The organism is Bradyrhizobium rifense (genome assembly GCF_008123425.1).
Classification (GTDB): Bacteria; Pseudomonadota; Alphaproteobacteria; order Rhizobiales; family Xanthobacteraceae; genus Bradyrhizobium; species Bradyrhizobium rifense.
The window spans coordinates 173,381-193,101 of the sequence record NZ_VSSS01000038.1 but is presented as its reverse complement, the minus strand read 5'-3'; the positions used below and the strand labels follow the sequence as shown (position 1 = coordinate 193,101).

Below are 19,721 nucleotides of genomic sequence, written 5' to 3'. Positions count from 1 at the left end.
GGTCGAAAGTACCACAGCAGCGGCTTGCCAGGCAGGACCTCGCCGAAAAGGGTTCACCCGACACTTTTGCGAGTGCTCCAGCGAAGTCCGGCGCCGGAGTGTGGGGGAGCATGACGCGCCGATCACGGCCAATCATGCATCCTTTCAAGACGATCGCCGCAGTCACAAAAGGCTGCAGGCCACGTTGGACTTCCGAACGATCCACAGTTTGCACCGTGAGATCCGTCCGTTGGATCCCAGCGTCCTTCGGCGGGCCGAAGCACCCGAATCTTACGCATCCGTCGCAGCGGCAATACTATTCCAATGCCGCCGGTCATGTGATCTCAAGCCATGCCTTTGCTACCGACGGGCGCGCATCGGACCCTTCTGGGTCACGATGAAATTTATTCCATTCTTTCTCCTTTACAGAATTTGTCGTAACGCAAGCTAACCGCACGGCATGCGCAACTTCTTTGCGCGCGGCTAAGCAAGCCTGTCCGCGAAAGACGACTTTAGCCAGTGGCGTTCGCTAAATGTGGACAACACTACTAGACATAGTAGCTTTGTTCCGCATGGTTCTCAGGTAAATCGCTGGAGCTGATTTTCAGACGCGCTGCGCGCAACAAGGACGTCGAGAGGCGCGGACCGCGCGTTCACCGTTTGCCTATCTTGCAGATGTTGGCCGCGCGCTTATTCGTCGGGCGGATTTTCTTGTCGAGGAGACGACCACATGGTTGGAATACACGGGCAGTGCAGAATGAAGACCGTCGAAACGCTAGAGTCCAACGTGCGGTCGTACTCACGTTGCTTTCCTGCTGTCTTCAGTCGGGCGCGCGGCTCGATTATGTTCACAGAGGGTGGCCGAAAGGTCATTGACTTTCTGTCCGGCGCTGGAGCGCTAAACTATGGCCACAACAATCAGGAGATCAAAGCAGCAATCAGCGAGTACCTGGAGTCGGACGGCGTCGTCCACGGCTTGGACATGGCCACTCCAGCAAAGGTCGAATTCATGGAGACCTTTTGCTCTGTCATCCTTCGTGAACGGAATCTTTCCTACCGCTTTCAATTTACGGGGCCTACGGGAGCTAACGCGGTTGAAGCGGCTCTAAAGCTCTCGCGTAAGATCACAGGACGTCACAACGTCATTTCTTTCACAAATGGATATCACGGCCAAAGCTTGGGAGCCATAGCTGCGAGCGGTAACCGCTTTTACCGCAAAGCCAGCAGCATTCCCTTAACTGGCACAACTTTCATGCCGTATGATGGGTATCTTGGTTCCGCGGCGGATTACCTGCGAAAGGTATTAATGGACGAGAGCAGTGGTATTGATCTTCCAGCCGCCATTCTCGTCGAAACCGTGCAAGGAGAGGGAGGCATCAACGTCGCCGGTAAGGAATGGTTGCAGTCAATTCAGGCTTTGGCAAAAGAGGTCGGAGCTATTTTCATAGTTGACGATATCCAAATGGGCTGTGGTCGTACAGGCGAGTTCTTCAGTTTCGAGTTCGCTGCTTTATCGCCAGACATTGTTGTGATGTCGAAATCGCTGAGCGGGTACGGCTTGCCGTTGTCGATGCTCTTGATCAAAGAAGCGCTCGACGCATGGGAACCAGGCGAGCACACGGGAACCTTTCGAGGAAACAATCTTGCACTCGTTTCTGGCAAAGCGGCCTTGACCCTGTATTGGCGTAACCAAACGTTCTCGCACCAGGTCCAACGCATGGGCGCACTTATGCGGCGTCGACTCGATGCTATCGCGCATCAGCACGGAAACAAGTTTGCTGTTCGTGGACGGGGCATGGTATGCGGCTTCGATTGCAAAACGACAGAGATCGCAGAGGCGACGTCACGTAAAGCGTTTGCGAAGGGCTTGATTATCGAGCGATGCGGACCGACGGATCAGGTTGTGAAGTTCTTGCCCGCACTTACGATCGACCAGGACACGTTGGGACAAGGCCTAGACATATTCGAGGAGTCGTTGACCGAAACGTTGAATTCAGCCCGAGGAAGCTAATTTGTAGGCACACGAGAGAAACTGTTGCACGACAGCATCGCCGCACAAGTCACTGGCGCGAGTCCCTTCTTGCCGCCGAAACGTTCAGGAATTCTGAAGCCGTGATTATGGAGGTGACGCTCAAGGCCAATGCTGTCTGTGATCCGCCGAGTCGGCTGATGCGCGAAGAACGGCTGCTGTCCTTCTTGGTCCACAACACTGAGTGGGAGCAGCATCTCTTTGACCATAAAACCTCGCTATCGCGAGCGACTCTGGTCGAGCTGGTTCGCTATCAATCATCCTGCGAGTACGATCCAACTAAGGCCTTTGCGGATGCACGCCAAGCCACAAGCTGCACTAAGAGATGGCGCGACGAAAGTCGTCAAGGCACGCGTGGTTGACGGCGTCAGTTACACGAAACCGAACAAGCCTCCCAATCAGAAAGGTCGGTCCTCGGCTTTTGCTCCAGAACTGCAGAGCACCGCTATCGGCGTGCGCCCGTAGCACGCTGCCAAAACGCCAATGTTGGGGGTGCTCGCGTCTCAGCTATCAGAAGCCCCTATTGGCGTGAACACCTCGACGTCAAGCGAAAGTGACGGACAAAGTGTCAACTATGCTGGGCCAACCGACAAAGCCCGACGCATCTGCCGGGTCTGAGATGCGTCGGGCCGAGTGGGAGACTGAGCGTGACAGTCTTCCTCCCACAAACGCGTCTGCAAGTAGTATGCCGCGCCCGCGCCGCTACAGCCGTGTCTCAAACTGGATATCGTGTCTTTGCCCACAAAGATCCCCGAGGCATTCAGACATGCGCGGCCCACAGCTAGTTCTTGGAAGGCCTAATAAGCTGAGCCTATTCCTCTTCCAAAAACTCCCGCCATCGCCTTTCGTTTGGATCAAAAATGAGGCAGAAGTAGCGGACAACGGGCCGCCGGCTCGTCAACAACAGATATCTAGATGTTTGATAGATTGCGACCCGTGACTGGAACGAACGTCCCCAGTTCGCGCAGGACAGAGGCATACGATCGAGATCTCAGTTTAGATTTCGCGAAAGGTGCACTCATTGTTTTGGTGATTGTTGGGCACCTGATCCAGTATGTCATCTACCGAGACGACGCGTTTTGGTATTCGCCGTACTACAAATCGATCTATATGTTTCACATGCCACTTTTTATGGCGATAAGCGGATATCTTTCTGCTCGTTCGCTGCTTCAAAAGCCGTTCACTCGAGCCGCCAGCGACCGTGCGAAGCAGCTCTTGCTGCCGATGCTATTTTGGTGGGTGATAATGGAGACAGCTAAGTTAGCGGCGTTGGGGCGCACGACCAGCCTAACGAGCGGACTTTTGGAATTTGTAGACGATCTCGCCGGCACCTATTGGTTCATCTGGGCCACGTTTATTTCCTACCTTCTCATCAAGATTTCTACCAGGCTCACCCGCCGATCGTGGGTCATAACTGGCTCAGCCATACTGGTCGCGCTCGCGCCCCTGACATTCTCCATATCACCGCTGATCAGATTCACTTACCCGTTCTTCTGCTTCGGCTTCTTGCTTGCTCAATCGAGAGAACGATGGACGAGTGCATTGCGACATCACAAGCCGGTCCTGATCGTATTTCTTTCAATAGTGACCTGCGTATGCTTTCTAGCTTGGGGCAAGAGCACCTATATCTACAATAATCTTGGGGTAATTCACGACTTTCGGTCAACTAAAAACGTGCTTCTGATGTTTGTTGGCTCTGCAGCTGCGTCAGCAGTCGCTATCGAACTCCTGCTCCAATGCTGGCGCTTTGGCCATTTAAACCGAATGGCCCGCTTTATCGCTGTGGAATTGGGCCAGGCCACGCTGCTGCTCTACCTGGTCCAGGGTACCGTGTTCCGTCTCATGGATTTCATACAATTCGGAGAACTTTGGGATCTCACGACCCGGGTGATCATCGCGGGTCTGCTCGGGGCCGCGATCATTGCGATCGCCCTAACGATCCGCTCGATCGTTCGAGGCGTTCCATATCTGTCTCAGCTCGTCCTTGGAATGCCACCACGCTCAGGTCTCCCGCAAGCCAAACCTGCAATGAACTAGCTGTATCCATTTGATCGTTCGAGTACGGCAGGGTGCCGATAGCATCGAGTTGCCCGCGTGCCGCCGTCGAGGCGATGATCGGCATAAGAGCAACCCCATCGAGCCTGTATTGCGCTTGGATTGTATGGCACCGGCGAACTCAGCCCATTGCCGTCCATCCTATACGGTCGAGTGTCGTGAGATTAGCGTCGCGGTACCAGTCGTCTAGCCGCCGTTTTCGACGCAGATCGAACGCAATCCATTCACACTCAGCAAGATGGTTCTTCGACTGCCGTACTGAACCCGAGACCTCCCAGTCTTTCGAATCTCCGTCTAGACCCGCAGCTGCCCGAAGTAACAGGCCTTCGGCAACCAACAAGCGGTTCTTGATGAGGCGATCCGATTGCCCATCGCGAGCCTGTCGGCTTCTCACCATCTCGAAACGTGACGATCTCGATCGGAAGTTAGATTCACGACCATGCGGCGCACGACCGCGCGTTGTTGGACCCTTTAGTCCAATGCATGCGACAATGGCTGCACGATAGAACAGCCTGCATACGTACTTTGCAAGGCCGCGAAAATGCAAGCGTGCAGAGGCTTGGCGGGTTCGCCGGTTCGACGAGGTCTCAAATAAAGCCGCACAGTCTCCCGGGATCTGGCGCAGAGACGAATCCGACCCGCTTGGCGGCACAGCCTCTCACCGTTTGGGAAGTCACGAGACTATCTGCCGAGATCCTTATTTGGTCTCAACTGGGGCGGGTGCGCGGAAGGCGCTCACTAACGATGATAACGGACGTTGTCGAGCTTTCGGCCAGGGCGAGATGACGATCGTGCGGCGCAACCTATCGTCGCAGCGGGCCCCGCCTCGCTATCGGACCGGCGCTCCTCTGCAGGGGCGCTACGCAGTTCCCCGACCGTACTTGCTCGTTCGCATGTTGGACATTGCACTAGCTTGTCTTGGAGGGCGTCCAGTTTACGATCGCCCCGCGCAAGCCGTCCAGAATCCGATATGACTCCTGCGCCGCAGGGAATTCTCCGCTACGGACATCAGCGGCCCAGCGCGAGAGGCCCTCCTGCAGCAGCTGAACGCCCTCTACATAGACACGCACGAATTTTGGATAACGGCTTCCTGAGAGCCCCAACACGTCGTGGAACACTAGAACTTGGCCTGAGCAACTTGGACCCGCTCCGATCCCAATTGTTGGTATGGTCAGAGATTCAGTCGCTCGTGCAGCGAGCTCAGCCGGAATACCTTCGAGGACAACAGCAAAGCATCCCGCCTGCTGTAGCTGGTAGCATCATCAAGCAGACGTAGGGCATCGTCCGCGTTCCGACCTTGTACCTTGAAGCCACCCATTGCGTTGACGCTTTGTGGCGTGAGACCAAGATGGCCCATCACGGGAATTTCGCAATTCACCAAGGCTCGGATCATCTCGACACGTTTACCCCCTCCCTCAAGCTTGACGGCGTCGGCGCCACGCTGCAGGAAGCCTCCAGCGTTGCGTATCGTGTCGTCGGTACTGAGATGAAAGCTAAGAAACGGCATGTCAGCTACAAGCATGGCCCGAGGCTTTGTCCGCGCGACCGCCTCCAGGTGGTGATTCATCATCGCCATGCTGACCGGTAAAGTGTCATCAAACCCAAGGCATACGTTGCCGACGCTATCGCCAACAAGAATGACGTCGACCACAGGATCGGCGATACGTGCCGTGACCGCATCATAAGCTGTGGTCATGACGATGGCGCGCCTTTCCTCTTTGAACCGTTGCAGAACTGGAATCGTGACGCGCTCAACTGACAGCTGCGAAATGTGACTCATGTTCGATCTGACCCGGCCGCGCATGTCTCTGGAAATGGCCTTTCCCTTGGAAGAGCAAATGGTCTCTGTCAATAGGGAGGCCGAAAAGGCGCGTCACTGAGAAGTTGGAAAGCACAAAGTTTCCAATGATTCATCAGCAGACAAACTCTTTCAAGATGTTCCTCTGCGACGTGGTTCTGGGGCTCCACCATCCAAACATTCTGCGACTCAAAACGGCAGCCTGGAGACGATGCACGCAAGCGGCGATACAGTGAATGTCCTTATGAGGCTCCGATCTACGTGTCAAAGCCCACGTTAAGGCGGCATGTCCATTCCGTATGGCTGTTGATTGGCTTATGGCGCTCAAAGCCGCGGCTTCGGCGGACTGCAGGCACATTCCGAAGCGACCGTGATCCAGGCGAGCGAGATAGGAAAGATGCACCGGCGCTCGCACGGTTGGCCGCACACTCCAGAATGCGGATGACGTGTCCACCATCTTCGCGTGCCTCGCCTCTTGATAAGACCCGCCGTCCAGGCCGCTCTCCTCAAATCAAATTGACGAAGGAACTTCCGCAACAAGCCGGCACCAATGGGTGCATACCTTCATCACCTCGTGGCGATTTCGCGCAGGCATCCATACTGATCGAAGGGTACCCAATCGCAATGACGCGATCGGATTGAAAACGAACGCACGGTCACACTCTGGACCGGCCGGCGAAGCCCGCGCTCTCCCGGCCGGCCGCACCTTTTATGGCAAGGCTCTCTCATAAGAATATTGCGGTGCGGCCTTAGCCCGTCATGCCTCATCGGCAATGAACAGAATGTCCGACGCCTCGCAGATGCGCTTCATCTCTCTTAGCTTCAAAGCTGGGTACATCAACATTCCGCCTGCCTCTGATACCAGAGCCTCGACGATAAAGCCGCGGGATTTTCGTTTCGACATGCTGACTCAAGCGCATCAAGTGTCGCCTGCTCACGACAGCTCGCAGGGAACGGGATTGAGGTCTCGTCGAACAGGAAAGGGCCGTACGCTGCGTTGAAGATACCGCGGGCCCCAACTGACATCGCCCGAAGGTGTCGCCCTGATAGGAGTGTTGCATGACAACGATGCGTGTTCGCTGTTCGCCTATATGGTGCCGATAGCCGAGTGCCATCTTCACGGCGACTTCCACGCTGGCTGACCTACTATCCGGGTAGAAACGATGTTCGACGCCTCGGGGTGCGAGGTTCAAAAGGAGCCGAGCGAGCTCTTCAGCCGGATCGTGCGTGTAGCCGGCGAAAATGATTTGGTTCAGCTTGCAGGCACCGGTTCTTCTGAATCGCGCTCACGATTTGCGGCTGGCAAGGGGCCGTGAGTGACGACCCACCAGGATGAGATTTCATTTTTGATTCGATGGGCGCAGTGTAGAGATAAGCATCGTCGCCACGCACAACTTTGGTCCTCGTTGTCAAGAGCATGCTGCGTGAATGGATGCCAAATTGGCCACCTCTTGTCTGGCATCAAGGCTTGAAATCGCCGGGGATAAACGAGCCCTTGAAGGCAGCCTGCAGGCTGTCTGCCGTCAGAGGAGAAATCCAGGGCAGCCGTCCTAACCAGCGCACCCGCGTGATGTCACAAATTGCGCTCTCAGTTTCAGAATTTCTTTCCCCGATGAATGCGATCCCAAGAAGTTCGATCTGGCGCTTTCGCAAGGCCTCTATCGACAGCAGAGAGTGATTGATGGTACCGAGTTGCGTGCGGGCGCAAAGCACGACGGGAAGCCGCCACCGTTCGAAGACGTCGATGTAAAGTTCGCTGGAATTCAGCGGCACCATCAGTCCGCCGACGCCTTCGATGACGAGCAGCCGCTCCCCGGTATCCGGCACCACGAGCGAATCGGGATCGATGCGAATTGCGTCTATTTCGGCGGAATGATGCGGGGAAGCGGGCGTTGTAAGGCGGTAACGCTCCGGAATGATCCGATCGGCCGACAGACCGCCCAGTCGTGCGACCAGCTGGCTATCGCTCTCTCCTTCAAGACCAGTCTGAATTGGTTTCCAATAATTCGCGCCGAGGAGATGGGCAAGGCCTGCCGAAAAGACAGTTTTGCCTATCCCCGTATCTGTGCCGGTCACCACGATCCGCTGACTCATCAAGATCCGTCCCTCGTCTCCTCGGCGAGCGCATCGAGCATCGCACGTACCTCTTCCTCTCCGACGTTCAGCGTCAGCGAAATTCGTAAACGGGCCGTGCCGGCCGGCACCGTTGGCGGTCTGAGTCCTCGGATGTCAAATCCTCGAGCCTGTAGCGCGGGGGCTCGCCTCAGGGCGCGGGCATTCTCGCCAACGATATAGGGCAGGATCAGCGAGTTTGAAGGACGTCTCTCGCCTCGCGCAACGATCTCCCAATGGGTGAGCGCGACAAGCTTCGCCAGCCGCCGTTGGCGCTCCGGCTCCTCCTGCAGAATCGACAGAGTCTCCCATGCTGCCACCGCCATTAACGGCGAAGGAGCGGTCGCGAAGAACAAGCAGGCGACAGCGATTGATTATGAAGTCGCGCAGCACGCCAGAGGCGGTGACAAGCGACCCGGCAGCTCCCAGCGCTTTGCCGCAGGTATGTACAACGAGGAGAGTTTCGCGTCCTTCATAGGGCGCTGTGAGACCTCGTCCTTGCTCGCCACAAACACCGGTGGCATCCGCCTCCTCCCCGACCAAGAACACATCGTGCCGGCCCACAATCGCGAGCAGATCTTCAAGCGGTGCGAAATCGCCATCCATGCTGTAGAGGCTCTCGACTACGATCCAGACCTGCCCCGCTCCGCCCGCGGCACGCCAGTGGCGAATTTCGCTCTCGATAGCCTGCGGGTCCTTATGGGCGCAGATTCTGAAAGCGGCTCGGCCAGCCGCGCCCCTTCATGAGTATTGGCGTGAACCAGAGACTCAAGGACAAGCAGGTTGTGCCGTTGCGGCAGCCTTGTCAGCACCGGAAAACTTGCAAAATAGCCACAGCCGAAGAAGAGCGCGGTCTGCGCCCCGAAGAACCGCGCGGCGTCTGCCTCGAGGCATTCGTGCTCCTCGTAGTTGCCGCGCAGAAGCCGTGATCCGCCGGCTCCGATCGGAGTACCGGCTTCCAGCGCGAGAATGGCCTTTTTCATGCGCGGCGCGCTCGCCTGGGCCAGATAACCGCTTGATGAAAAGTCGGACCCGATGCGCGGCGTGATACCGCGCAGGCGATCGTCTTCTTGAAGCGCATCCAAGCCTGCCACATAGCTGGCCGATTTAGCGGCAATGACGGAACTCATTCTTCACTCGCTGAGCAACGATGGACGCCGCAAAACTCCAACTGGCGGCGAAGAACAGGGCCTTCCCGCGTTGGCTGTTTTGACTTCAAACCGGCAGGATGCGATTGTCTCGATCAACCAGCACAATTCGCGGCCTGAAGAGTCTTGCATCCTCCTCGTCAAATGACGCGTATGCGACGATACTTATCTTATCTCCGGGCATCGCCAGTCGGGCCGCCGCACCGTTCACGTCTACGGTGCCGGATCCTTGTGGCGCTTCTGTCACAAACGTTGCAAAGCGTGCCCCCGTCTCAAGATTGTAGAGTTCGACGCGTTCGTTGATCAGGATACCGGCCGCGTCCAGGAGCCCGCGATCAATCGAGATCGAGCCTTCATAGTGGAGGTCGGCTTCGGTTACCGAGGCGCAATGGATCGTTCCCTTCATCAAGACAATCTGCATTTTTCACCTACGCTGATCGCTTGCGCGCAGCACCTTTATTGGTTTGACAACCTAAGCGAAGTCGACGTTGTGATTGTAAAAGTCGAGGCCGGCGTCGGCGAGTCGTGCGGCTTGCTTTGGCGTGAGCATGCCGAGCGTTACGCACGCCTCCATGACAACACGTTTAATAGCGGCAATCGTGTCGCAGACCTGATCGAGATCGCGGTCCTTTGGATTGCGCCAGGCCGCGGCCATGCAGAAGCGCGTCGCCCCGGCGGCCTTGGCGTGCTGCGCGGCGGCGACCACGTCCGCGCGATCCATCAAGCGGGTCGCCTTCAGGCCAGTGTCGTAATGCACGCCCTGTGCGCAGTAGGCGCAGTCTTCAGGACAACCGCCGGTCTTGACGCTGAGCAAACTTGCGGTTTCGACGTGGTTTGGATCGAAATTGTCGTGATGAACGGTCTGACCGTGAAATAGGAGGTCGGCAAATGGCAGCGCGTAAAGCTCTCCCGCCTCGGCACGTTCCCAGTCGCCGCGGACCGGCGCGCCGTTGCGGCCGCTATTGCCTTCGACTTCCACAGCCCCCCAAGACTTTCGCTCAATCATATAGACGACACCATCGTGCGTAGTTCCGCAAAGCAACACTCTTGCCCGGTATTAAGCGAGAATTATCGGTGAGTTGCGAGTGGATGGCGCTCATATCAGGCTCATAGCCGCCTCTCACGCAGGATTTCCTCGCAGCATCGAGGAACGCGCAACAACACTCCTCGGCGCCGCTCACTCAGGCAACTAGTGGTTCATCACAGCGATGTTGACTCCTTGGCGGTGACTGGATAGGCGCGGCCGAGTTTGGCGCGGGCTTTGTCGGTTGTGAACATCCATTTGATGCGAGCTCGGATTGGTTTCGCCGCCGTTGCCATGCGGCGATCTGGTTTCGGAGCCTTTTGGGGTCGTCGATGCGGCGACCGAGACACTGGCGCTGAAGCCCGGAGATCTCGCACTCGAGCATGTTGAGCCAACTGGCGTGCTTCGGGGTGAAGTGGAATTCGAGGCGGCGCAGGATACGTCGGGCCTCTGCGGGCGCGAAGGCCTCATACAGCGCCCCAGGCTTGTGGATCGACAAATTGTCCTGCACGACACGGATACAGGTGGCGCCGGGATAATGGACGTCGACGAGTTCACGCATGCAGTGGGCATAGTCCACGGCGGCGCGGCGGTCGGTGACCCTGACGTTGCGCCAACCTCGATATGGATCGAAGGTGACGAAGAGATTGGGGTGCCGTTGCGGCGATACTCGTAATCGTACCGCTCGCGTCGTCCCGGTTGGGCCGGGACCGGCTGGCGCACCTCCCCGATCAGCTGGATGGGAGTCTCGTCGAAGCAGACCAGGGGCCGCTCAGGATCAGGCGCTTCAGCATAGTGATCGAGCACATCTTCCATGCGACGCGACATATTCGCCATCGATATGGGGAATGCACCACATGTCCCTGCGCCACGGCTTGACGTCATTTTCGGCCAGCCGGCGACGCACGGTCTCGCCCGACAGACTGTCGTGATCGGCGAGCTCGACCATCGTGTCGACCAAAAGCGTCAGCGTCCAGCGTTTGCGGCTGACGGGCGCTTGGTGCATGCGGTCGCCACCAGCAGGGCCTCCTCCTTGCCGGTCAGCTTGCGCTCGGTGCCCGGACGCGGCTCCTCGCTCAAGGCCCGCTCCAGATTGCCTTCCACGAAGCGGCGCTTGGTCCGGCCGGCGGTAGAAAGGCTGACCCGGACGGTTCGGACGATCTCCGCGTCGCAGCGGCCCCCGTCGGCCACCAGCAAAATCTGCGCCCGCTCGAGCTTGCGGGCGGCGTGCTTGCCGCCGCCGAGCATCGCCGTCAGTTCATCGCGCTCGGCTTGGCTCAATTCGACACGATAACGTACATTCATGCTTTGCCTCCTTGTTGGAGGCTGGGACGAATCCAACGATGAGTCCAAAATCAGGCGCGCGCTTCACCGAGAAGCAGGGGCACTCCCTCGCTTTTATCCATATCTATTCATACATGTTCGGACAGCCGCCCGCCGAAGCTGACATCCAGCGCCATTTCCGCGTCAGCCCGCCTTCGGTCCGCCAGATGATCGTCACCCTCGAACGAAATGGCTTCATCCGACGTCAACCGGGCGTCCCCAGAAGCATCGAAATCCTCGTGCCGCTGGAAGGCTAGCCGATCCTCGAATGGTTCGGTATCAAAACGTCAAAATCACTGTGACGAACCACCGGTTGCTTTGTGTGCCATCGATCGTCCGGGCGGTCGCGCTTCAACCCAAGCCTCTGTCGTGATCGCATTCCCGCCCGATCACTCTGTTCTGTCAGAAAGCAAACGAGGCTCTTGCGCGGAACGCGACGGGTTTGTTTTGAGCATGACATAGTGCCAAAGAAAATCGTCAAGAATCTTCTGCTTGGGAGTGGCCCAAGCCTTGCTCAAGATGCGGTCAGACCACCGAGGAGCACCCGATGCCACCCGACAAGCGGCTTCCAATTGTGTTTGACCATCTGAGACTCTGCGTATCGTTTTATTGCAACCTTCATTGCAAGCATTGTTATGTTCCCCAACAGTATCGAGACGAGTACAAGAGACGTTTAGAGCCGTCGCAGTTGTCGGTCGATGAGATGACAAACTTTATCGATCTGCTTATCGACCGGTATGGCCTGACAAAGGTCTCAGTGACGGGTGGTGAGCCGCTTCTCAGAGTCGTGTTTCCGCGAACGGAAGCCGTGCTCGCGCATGGACAAAAACGGGGGATGCAAGTCCAATTAAATACAGCGGGGCTTGGCCAAGTTCCAATTTCTGATGTGGTCTCCATCTTCGATGATCCTGGGAAGCTCACCCTTCAATTTAGCTTCGACGGCGCAAAGCGGGACACTGTGGACCGCTTCCGCGGAAAGCCGGGTGTTTACGATTCCGCACTCCGTCAGATGTCCGAAGCAGCCAATTGCGGGGTCTTGGTGCAGGCCAGGATGACGGCCAATCGACAGAACATCGCTGAAGCGCTGGACGCGTATCGACTGCTGTCCTCGATTGGCGTTGGTTCCTTCAGAATTAAGCCGATGTTCGCCTCAGGTGTCGCTCTGGACAACGAGGAAGCGCTCCTAGGGTCGGCTGATGAGATCAGAGAGTTGCAGCAGGCTCTGATCGCAACGGCTGCAAAGACCGCGGCCCGCCTTGAGCTGCCACCTCCGATTTTTGTTGATACAAGCCAGCCGCGGCCGAACGTTAAATTCTCCAAATGTGACTGCGGCATCACCTCTGTCTACCTCTCGGCAAATGGCGATCTCTACCCCTGTCCCTACGTCGTTGGGGATCCGGACAGCGAGGCGTTCCTTGTCGGCAACATCCGATCCCCTGAATTCGATCTCGATACGGCTTGGCGAACCTCTCCGGCGCTGAAGCACTACCGGGCGGACAGCGGCTGCTCCCACTGCCCCTCGCAGGTGGCCCTTCTGAAGAATATCGAAAATCGCGCGCTTGCCTGCGGATGACCGACGAGCCTTGGATCGGAACGGTCGGCTCTGCAAGGAGTGCCAGTTCGGTTGCGGTCGGATCGACCCAAACTCTGACTGGTTCGCGCCCGAAGCTTTGATCGGGGCGGAGGACGAGAGGAGATCAGAAGACATGAAGGATCTTGTACTCGTCGGGCTCGGTCCTCACGCCATGGCTAAGTATATTCCTCTGATCGAGAGCGCCGTCGCCAGCAGGCGAGCCTCGGGATTCCATGTGATTGAGCTCGCGAGCACGAAAAATGCTGTGCATGCCTTTTTCAAGACGCGCGCGTGCAAGCCGATGAGTATCTCTTGGGTACCCGATCTCCGACCACAGGGCATCTGGTACTCCGGCGAGGGGGAGGACGCTCTCAGAGCGTTGGCAAGTCCAAGCTCTAAAGTCATTGTCTCGACCGAACCGAAGGCCCATCTGGACTACCTTCGCGCGGCACTTGGACTTGGTCTTGATTGTCTGGTCGACAAGCCGGTTGTGCTTCCAATGGGGTCGAATGGGCGCCCTGCAGTGGACCGAGTTGTTGGGGAGGCGGCGGAACTCAAGGCGATCTCCAACCGGAGTGGCGGGCGCTGCGTCGTGATGGCCCCGCGACGATACAACGCAGTCTACGACCTGATTGGACGTTATGCGCGCCACGCCTCCCGTAAGCTCGGCACGCCCATCACCTATATTGGCATCGAGCATCACGAGGGAGTCTGGAACACGGAAGAGGAGATTCTCTCCCGCCAAGATCATCCATATCGGTATGGCTATGGAATGCTTTGTCATTCCGGCTATCATCACGTCGATATCCTTTCCAGCCTTCTGGGTACTAATGAAGACAACTTCGGGCCTCTGGCGATAGAGCTGGATGTCCACCGGGCCACCGCCGCCGATCAAGTCGGACAGGTCGCCCCTGATTTGGTCCAGAGGCTAAGAGGGCCCGCCCCACTCGCCCCCTCGTTTCCCGCTCCGCGGTTCTGGGGCGAGACGGACCTCGTCTCATGTGGAGCCGCACGCCATTGCGAAAGCGGCATTACCATCTGCCTCTTCCGGCTCGACCTACTGCAAACGAGCGTCTCGCTGCGCAATTGGCGGCAACTGCCAACCAACATCTACAACAAAAACGGCCGGTACGCGTCAGAGACCATTCGCTTGAATATCGGTCCTTTTGCTGCGATCGAGGCCAGGATCGTGAAGCGCCCGCACTTTGGCACAGAAGATCATCCGCAATTTGCGAAAGAGGCTCGCATCACTCTTTGGCGAAATGGCAGCTTCCTAGGCCGGGCAGCTTTCCGGGAGAAACTCTACCCAACGCGGGACACACTTATCCAAAATGCGGATCTAGGGGCTGCCCGGAGGAAGCTCTTCGACGATTGGTTGGCGGGACACAGCGGCAGAAGCACCCTCGATTCGCACACACGAACGATCTCGCTCTTCGCTCGCTATCTCACTGCTGTCACAAGCGATCGCAGAGAACCTTTAGGATCTGCCGCTGTCGAAAAAGCTGGAGCATAACCAAGCCCCGTTACCTCTGGCTCGCCCGGATTGCGGACGTCGAAGTGATGGCTGCGGTCTGCCTCTCCCGTCCTTGTGATTGAACCCATCAGTAAATCTATCAGCGTGCTTGGCGCCTCGCTCGCGCTATGGGTGAGTGGTATCGATCGGGAACCGGCGTTGCGCCCAACGCGGCCGAGCACGAAGAGCGGCAGGAGCCGCGATAGAAAGCGTGTAGATCGGCGCTGAAGCCAATCCAGACGATGAAGTCGTCCCTTCGAGGACAGAGCCCGAAGCAAAATACGAGATAACACTGGCGGCAACGAAACGAAAGAGAGAGCACATGGAACGAACGTGATTTGAATTGCAGTCTCTTCCCCAGAAGGCGAAGAGTGCCAAAGAGGTGTGAGACGACCCGCGGAGAAATCGGCGCTGATGCGAACGGAACGAGTTTCGTTCGCGGGCCCGGATGCGTCGGGCCCTCATCTGAGCGATCCTATCGGGGCCATAGGAACGGCCAGTCGAAGAGCAGAGCCGCAGATACTGGAAGCGAGGGCGTAAACGTCAATTGTCGCGATTGTTGCATGTGGTGCTGTCGCATTGACAACGCATGTCGCGATGGCCTGACCGCCAGATCATGGGTCGCGCAACCCGCTGCTGTCGGAGATGAGATCGGATTGTAACGGAGTGGTTCCGGTAGAGTTGACGCCGGCACCGCTCGTGTCGTGCGACTGATATATCGAGGGGCTGCCACCCCGGCATCGGCAGCCCAAATACTCCTGATCATCTGCACCGAACTTATCTGGATGAAGAACATCGGTTCTGTCCGGAATTGTCCACCGGAGAGTTCTGTTGTGGTTGGCCTTTCGACTACGATTTTCGCTTGAAGTTTCTCGTCATGCGTGACTTCGTTGCGAACTTGCCTCGTGCAGACGATCCGCGCAGACATCTACGATGGTTTGGCTACGGAAGCCCGCTAGCAGGAGCTTTTGCTCGCCGCCTCGCCTTAATAAGCCGCGACGTTATGGCGTTGAGCTATCCGTGTTTGGTCCAAGATGCCAGAGCTCGACTGAAACGCCTCACGGCCAAATTTGGCGGCGGAAGCCAATTCGCGTGGCGTGATCCGGCGAACCGGCTACTTTGTCACCCAAAGACACGTCGACGGCTTCAGCAGACGATGCAAATTGACGCCAATGCTTCGCCAGTTCGTCGCGTGAGAGGCTTGTAATTTCGCCCTTGCGACGGTCTGACGGTGGGCTTTCATCTCATTCCTTCTCATGTCCAGCGGTTAGCCGGCTTGCCGCCTGAGACACCGTCAATGCGAAATCTGTGTGGCGGACCACAACTCACATAATCGATTCACGGGCAGCGGCTCGGACGCGCGGACCGCATTCATTGAGCAGCCTCGCTCATTGGCGTTACCGTATGAGGGCGTTTTCGCTAGAGCCGTCCAACGGAGAGGCTTCCGCGCTGCGATCACGACGCCTTACCTTCGATGCAACCGTGCGTTCCGGCGGCGATCAGAACTGCCCGTCAACCTCATTTCTCTGCCGCTTCTCCGCCAGGCGAGCCAGCTTATCATATTCCTTAGCGACCTTGAGGAGCCTGTGTCTGGATGGGTTGTCCTTGAGCGACTCCGCTTTTACTCGCGTCGCTTCCGCACGGCCTCGCCAATGTTTGGCGTCGGGCAATGGCTTCTTCTGCTTCATGCAAAAGACGATGCAGTTTTTAGATCAAGAAAATGCGACACATGCCCTACGTAAAATCCCGTAGGCGGGCTTTCGCAAAAGCACTTCATTTGCCGTCAATGCCGCCCGCTCTGTCAATGTCTGAGATGCGACAAACCAATCGCAACAAACGCAAGCGCGTCGAGTAAGCTTCACTGCATTCTTCTCGGTTGAGAACGCCCGCTTGGAAACACCACGCCAACGCAAAATGATAGTGGAGATTGGACTCATTGGTGGTTCCCGTCAGATCCCGCGCCAAATGCGCGACTCTCGACATAAGTGCTTGAATCGAACGTAGCGTCAGGTTGTAAGGTCTTCAATGCAGCTGGCGACCGCGCCTGGCCGTACAACAGCATCCGGGCCGACCAATTGGGAGTGTGTCATTTGGAGCTCAGATTGCAGAAGGCCCGCGATGCCTCGAAACGCCTCAGTGAGGTAGCCTCAGCGATTCATTGCAAGATCTTGCGATTAAACGGCGAGTGCAGGAGAACCGGATGCGAAGATCGGAGCAGCGTCGCCGCGTGGCGATTGCCCGATTTGAGATTTGCTCATGTCGGAGGTTGCCTTTTTCGCTGCTCAGAGTGGAATGGAAGTTGGAGGCCATACAGGTGGTCGTGATCCACCTACCGCGAACCTGCAAATAGTTTGCTCGCGCCGAAACGGAGCAGCTGTAGGCATACACGTTGGCACAATGTTTGGTACGCATCCTCCTATCGCGACGTCTTCGTCATGCCCGGCTGCAATGATTTAAGCTGGTCGGATTATGAGCTGGCTCACAGCTTGCTGAGCAATCTCAGGAGGGTTCAGGCCTTGGAGATTATCAACGCCTCCTCGATATACGCATCGACAGCTCAAGGAGCCCGATTGCATGCCTGCCTTATTCGCAGCCCAACGATCGGCCCTTTCGAGCAGGTCGCATGTCCGAGGCGGCCATCCTATGGCCTGGCTCGCCGCGCGAGTTGAGCAAGCAAAGACAGTGGAACGGCTTCTCGGTCCCGGCGGGTCGCTCACCACTTGTCCGCGCCGTAATTCCACTGGTCGCACCCAAGCAATGGAGCGACGGCCGAGGAAGGCGAACGAAACCCGCCGGATTGCAAACTTTCGTATAGTCCTTCAAAACCGTTTCGATGTGGAACGTTTACCTCCGTACAGTTGAGCGATCGATGCAATGTCTATACACGTCCACATTCGGTGCTTCGAGAGCGTGACGCTTCCGGATCGGAGGCCGACGCGACTAAAGGTCGTCGATCGCGGGACGACATTAACATGCGCAGAGAGACGATTTGTCAAACCAAGCAAGCAAACGGCGGGTCGCTCTCATCACCGGCGTGACTGGACAGGACGGTGCCTATCTTGCCGAACATCTGCTGTCGCTCGGCTATATCGTGCACGGCATCAAGCGGCGCTCATCCTCGTTCAACACCGCACGCGTCGACCATCTCTACCAGGATCCGCATGTCGGCGACGTGCCGTTCCTGATGCATTACGGTGACATGACGGATTCGACCAATCTGATCCGCCTGGTGCAGCAGATCCGTCCGACCGAGATCTACAATCTCGCCGCCCAAAGCCACGTCGCCGTCAGCTTCGAAAGCCCCGAATACACCGCCAACGCCGACGCCATCGGCGTGCTGCGCCTCCTGGAAGCGATCCGCATCCTCGGCATGGAGAAGGAGACGCGGTTCTACCAGGCCTCGACCTCCGAGCTTTACGGCCTGGTGCAGGAGATTCCGCAGAAGGAGACGACGCCGTTCTATCCGCGCTCGCCTTACGGCGTCGCAAAGCTCTACGGCTACTGGATCACGGTGAACTACCGCGAAGCCTACGGCATGTTTGCCTCGAACGGAATCCTGTTCAATCATGAGAGCCCGATCCGCGGCGAGACCTTCGTCACGCGCAAGATCACGCGCGGCGTGGCGCGCATCGAAGTCGGACTCGAGGAGACGCTCTATCTCGGCAATCTCGAGGCCAAGCGCGACTGGGGTCACGCCAGGGATTACATCGAGGGCATGCATATGATCCTGCAGGCCGACAAGCCCGACGATTTCGTGCTCGCCACCGGCGAGACGCGCTCGGTGCGCGAGATGGTCGAGCTGTCCTTTGCGCAGGTCGGCCGTCGTGTCGAATGGCGCGGCGCAGGCGTCGACGAGACCGGCATCGATGCCAGGAGCGGCAAGACGATGGTGAAGATCGATCCGACCTATTTTCGCCCCACCGAGGTCGATCTACTCGTCGGCGATGCCACCAAGGCACGCGAGGTGCTCGGCTGGACACCGAAGCGGAGTTTTGCGGAACTCGTCGCCGAGATGGTGGGGAGCGATCTGGCGGAGGCAAAACGGGATGCGGCCAATGGCAAACGCTTCGTTTGAGCTCAACGGCAAGAGCGTCTACGTCGCCGGCCATCGCGGCATGGTCGGCAGCGCGCTCATGCGCCGGCTGGCGCGCGAGGATGTCAAGCTTGTCACGGTGGACCGGCGCGAGGTCGATCTCTGCAACCAGGCCGCGGTGTTCGACTGGTTCGCGAAGGCGCGGCCCCAGGTGATCTTCCTTGCCGCGGCAAAAGTCGGCGGCATCGTCGCCAACGCCACGCTGCGCGCCGAATTCATCTACGACAACATCGCGATCGCCGCGAACGTGATCCAGGCCGCGCATGTGAACCGCGCCGAGAAGCTGATGTTCCTCGGCTCGTCCTGCATCTATCCGAAGCTCGCACCGCAGCCCTTGCGCGAGGACACCGTGCTGAGCGGCCCGCTGGAGCCGACCAACGAGCCTTATGCGATTGCCAAGATTGCCGGCATCAAGATGGCGGAGGCCTATCGCAGCCAGTATGGTTCTGACTTCATCAGCGTGATGCCGACCAATCTCTACGGTCCCGGTGACAATTATCATCCCGATTATAGCCACGTGGTCGCGGCCCTTATCCGGCGCTTCCATGAGGCAAAGGTTTCGGGCGCAAGAAGCGTCGTAGTCTGGGGCACTGGCACGCCGCGGCGCGAGTTCCTCTATGTCGACGACATGGCCGATGCCTGCGTGCATTTGATGAAGACCTATTCGAGCGCGGAGCTGATCAATATCGGCACTGGCGAGGACATCACCATTGCCGAGTTTGCCCGCATCGTCGCCGAAGTCGTCGGCTATATCGGCGAGATCAGTTTCGATAGCTCCCGGCCCGACGGCACGCCGCGCAAGCTGCTCGACGTCAGCCGTCTCGCGAGCCTCGGCTGGCGCGCGAGGACATGGCTCACACATGGAATGCGGCAGGCCTACCAGGCCTTCTTGGTGGCATCGGCTACATCGGACAAAAGGACAGAACCATGCAGCTGCTAGCCGCCGATGGCGCTCATTGTTCGGTTCCCAGAAAGTTGCTTTAGGATCGTCCGGCGAATTCGACAAGCCTCCACGTGTTGCTTGGAGCTCGCGCACCGCCGGGTGACGCGTGCCCCGATCGAGGGCAGGCCCGG

General features: G+C 57.8%; 13 protein-coding genes and 4 pseudogenes. 7 read left to right on the top strand and 10 right to left on the bottom strand.

The annotated features are described in order from the left end of the window. Positions 1-736: 736 nt before the first annotated feature. Positions 737-1,990: a diaminobutyrate--2-oxoglutarate transaminase gene (gene ectB, locus FXB40_RS25540; protein ID WP_148774905.1), complete on the top strand. Its 1,254-nt coding sequence runs from the start codon at positions 737-739 to the stop codon at positions 1,988-1,990. A gap of 933 nt (positions 1,991-2,923) precedes the next feature. After that, the gene (nolL, locus tag FXB40_RS25535) at positions 2,924-4,045 is read left to right on the top strand and encodes a nodulation factor fucose acetyltransferase NolL (protein WP_148774904.1); all 1,122 of its coding nucleotides are present in this window, start codon (positions 2,924-2,926) and stop codon (positions 4,043-4,045) included. Positions 4,046-4,971: 926 nt separating this feature from the next. Here the strand turns inward: nolL and panB are convergent. From panB to FXB40_RS50465, 9 genes and pseudogenes are all read right to left on the bottom strand, one after another. Then, positions 4,972-5,843 (bottom strand): annotated as a pseudogene (panB, locus tag FXB40_RS25530) (3-methyl-2-oxobutanoate hydroxymethyltransferase). Positions 5,844-6,618: 775 nt separating this feature from the next. Further along, positions 6,619-6,765, bottom strand: coding sequence for a hypothetical protein (locus FXB40_RS50480; protein WP_430648052.1), 147 nt, complete (start codon positions 6,763-6,765; stop codon positions 6,619-6,621). A 181-nt stretch (positions 6,766-6,946) separates the two neighbouring features. Further along, a pseudogene (locus FXB40_RS50475) lies at positions 6,947-7,105 on the bottom strand (adenosylmethionine--8-amino-7-oxononanoate transaminase); the annotation flags it as partial. Positions 7,106-7,322: 217 nt separating this feature from the next. Next, positions 7,323-7,955: a dethiobiotin synthase gene (gene bioD / locus FXB40_RS25520; protein ID WP_148774903.1), complete on the bottom strand. Its 633-nt coding sequence runs from the start codon at positions 7,953-7,955 to the stop codon at positions 7,323-7,325. Then, positions 7,955-9,103 (bottom strand): annotated as a pseudogene (locus FXB40_RS25515) (8-amino-7-oxononanoate synthase). Before FXB40_RS25515 ends, bioD begins: the two are co-directional and overlap by 1 nt. A gap of 85 nt (positions 9,104-9,188) precedes the next feature. Next, positions 9,189-9,542: an aspartate 1-decarboxylase gene (gene panD, locus FXB40_RS25510; RefSeq protein WP_148774902.1), complete on the bottom strand. Its 354-nt coding sequence runs from the start codon at positions 9,540-9,542 to the stop codon at positions 9,189-9,191. 60 nt (positions 9,543-9,602) lie between these two features. Beyond that, positions 9,603-10,127: pseudogene (locus tag FXB40_RS25505) on the bottom strand (radical SAM protein); the annotation flags it as partial. A gap of 175 nt (positions 10,128-10,302) precedes the next feature. Beyond that, positions 10,303-10,905 (bottom strand): transposase, encoded by a 603-nt coding sequence (locus FXB40_RS50470; RefSeq protein ID WP_430648062.1) that lies wholly within the window; start codon positions 10,903-10,905, stop codon positions 10,303-10,305. A 206-nt stretch (positions 10,906-11,111) separates the two neighbouring features. Continuing rightward, positions 11,112-11,450: a helix-turn-helix domain-containing protein gene (locus FXB40_RS50465; RefSeq protein ID WP_430648050.1), complete on the bottom strand. Its 339-nt coding sequence runs from the start codon at positions 11,448-11,450 to the stop codon at positions 11,112-11,114. A 38-nt stretch (positions 11,451-11,488) separates the two neighbouring features. On the opposite strand from FXB40_RS50465, the gene FXB40_RS25495 reads away from it, so the two are divergent. The 3 genes from FXB40_RS25495 to FXB40_RS25485 all read left to right on the top strand — a co-directional run bounded on the left by FXB40_RS25495 (position 11,489) and on the right by FXB40_RS25485 (position 14,554). Then, positions 11,489-11,725 (top strand): LexA family protein, encoded by a 237-nt coding sequence (locus FXB40_RS25495; protein WP_148774901.1) that lies wholly within the window; start codon positions 11,489-11,491, stop codon positions 11,723-11,725. 290 nt (positions 11,726-12,015) lie between these two features. After that, positions 12,016-13,041 carry a radical SAM protein gene (locus tag FXB40_RS25490; RefSeq protein WP_148774900.1) on the top strand — a complete coding sequence of 342 codons (1,026 nt, stop codon included), beginning with the start codon at positions 12,016-12,018 and terminating at the stop codon, positions 13,039-13,041. A gap of 133 nt (positions 13,042-13,174) precedes the next feature. Then, positions 13,175-14,554 (top strand): Gfo/Idh/MocA family oxidoreductase, encoded by a 1,380-nt coding sequence (locus FXB40_RS25485; RefSeq protein WP_148774899.1) that lies wholly within the window; start codon positions 13,175-13,177, stop codon positions 14,552-14,554. 1,499 nt (positions 14,555-16,053) lie between these two features. Here FXB40_RS25485 and FXB40_RS25480 read toward each other — a convergent pair. Next, complete coding sequence (locus FXB40_RS25480; protein WP_148774898.1) at positions 16,054-16,242, bottom strand: hypothetical protein; 189 nt, start codon at positions 16,240-16,242, stop codon at positions 16,054-16,056. 1,301 nt (positions 16,243-17,543) lie between these two features. Between FXB40_RS25480 and gmd the strand changes: the two genes are divergently transcribed. Then, positions 17,544-18,629 carry a GDP-mannose 4,6-dehydratase gene (gmd, locus tag FXB40_RS25475; protein ID WP_148774897.1) on the top strand — a complete coding sequence of 362 codons (1,086 nt, stop codon included), beginning with the start codon at positions 17,544-17,546 and terminating at the stop codon, positions 18,627-18,629. Next, positions 18,610-19,587 carry a GDP-L-fucose synthase gene (gene fcl, locus FXB40_RS25470; RefSeq protein ID WP_148774896.1) on the top strand — a complete coding sequence of 326 codons (978 nt, stop codon included), beginning with the start codon at positions 18,610-18,612 and terminating at the stop codon, positions 19,585-19,587. The genes gmd and fcl overlap by 20 nt, the downstream gene beginning before the upstream one ends. Positions 19,588-19,721: the final 134 nt, after the last annotated feature.

Bases quoted from the DNA above. Each gene is read 5' to 3' on its own strand.
- ectB (WP_148774905.1), top strand. From the start codon at position 737: ATGAAGACCGTCGAAACGCTAGAGTCCAACGTGCGGTCGTACTCACGT.
- nolL (WP_148774904.1), top strand. From the start codon at position 2,924: ATGTTTGATAGATTGCGACCCGTGACTGGAACGAACGTCCCCAGTTCG.
- FXB40_RS50480 (WP_430648052.1), bottom strand. From the start codon at position 6,765: ATGTCGAAACGAAAATCCCGCGGCTTTATCGTCGAGGCTCTGGTATCA.
- bioD (WP_148774903.1), bottom strand. From the start codon at position 7,955: ATGAGTCAGCGGATCGTGGTGACCGGCACAGATACGGGGATAGGCAAA.
- panD (WP_148774902.1), bottom strand. From the start codon at position 9,542: ATGCAGATTGTCTTGATGAAGGGAACGATCCATTGCGCCTCGGTAACC.
- FXB40_RS50465 (WP_430648050.1), bottom strand. From the start codon at position 11,450: ATGAATGTACGTTATCGTGTCGAATTGAGCCAAGCCGAGCGCGATGAA.
- FXB40_RS25495 (WP_148774901.1), top strand. From the start codon at position 11,489: ATGAGTCCAAAATCAGGCGCGCGCTTCACCGAGAAGCAGGGGCACTCC.
- FXB40_RS25490 (WP_148774900.1), top strand. From the start codon at position 12,016: ATGCCACCCGACAAGCGGCTTCCAATTGTGTTTGACCATCTGAGACTC.
- FXB40_RS25485 (WP_148774899.1), top strand. From the start codon at position 13,175: ATGAAGGATCTTGTACTCGTCGGGCTCGGTCCTCACGCCATGGCTAAG.
- FXB40_RS25480 (WP_148774898.1), bottom strand. From the start codon at position 16,242: ATGAAGCAGAAGAAGCCATTGCCCGACGCCAAACATTGGCGAGGCCGT.
- fcl (WP_148774896.1), top strand. From the start codon at position 18,610: ATGGCAAACGCTTCGTTTGAGCTCAACGGCAAGAGCGTCTACGTCGCC.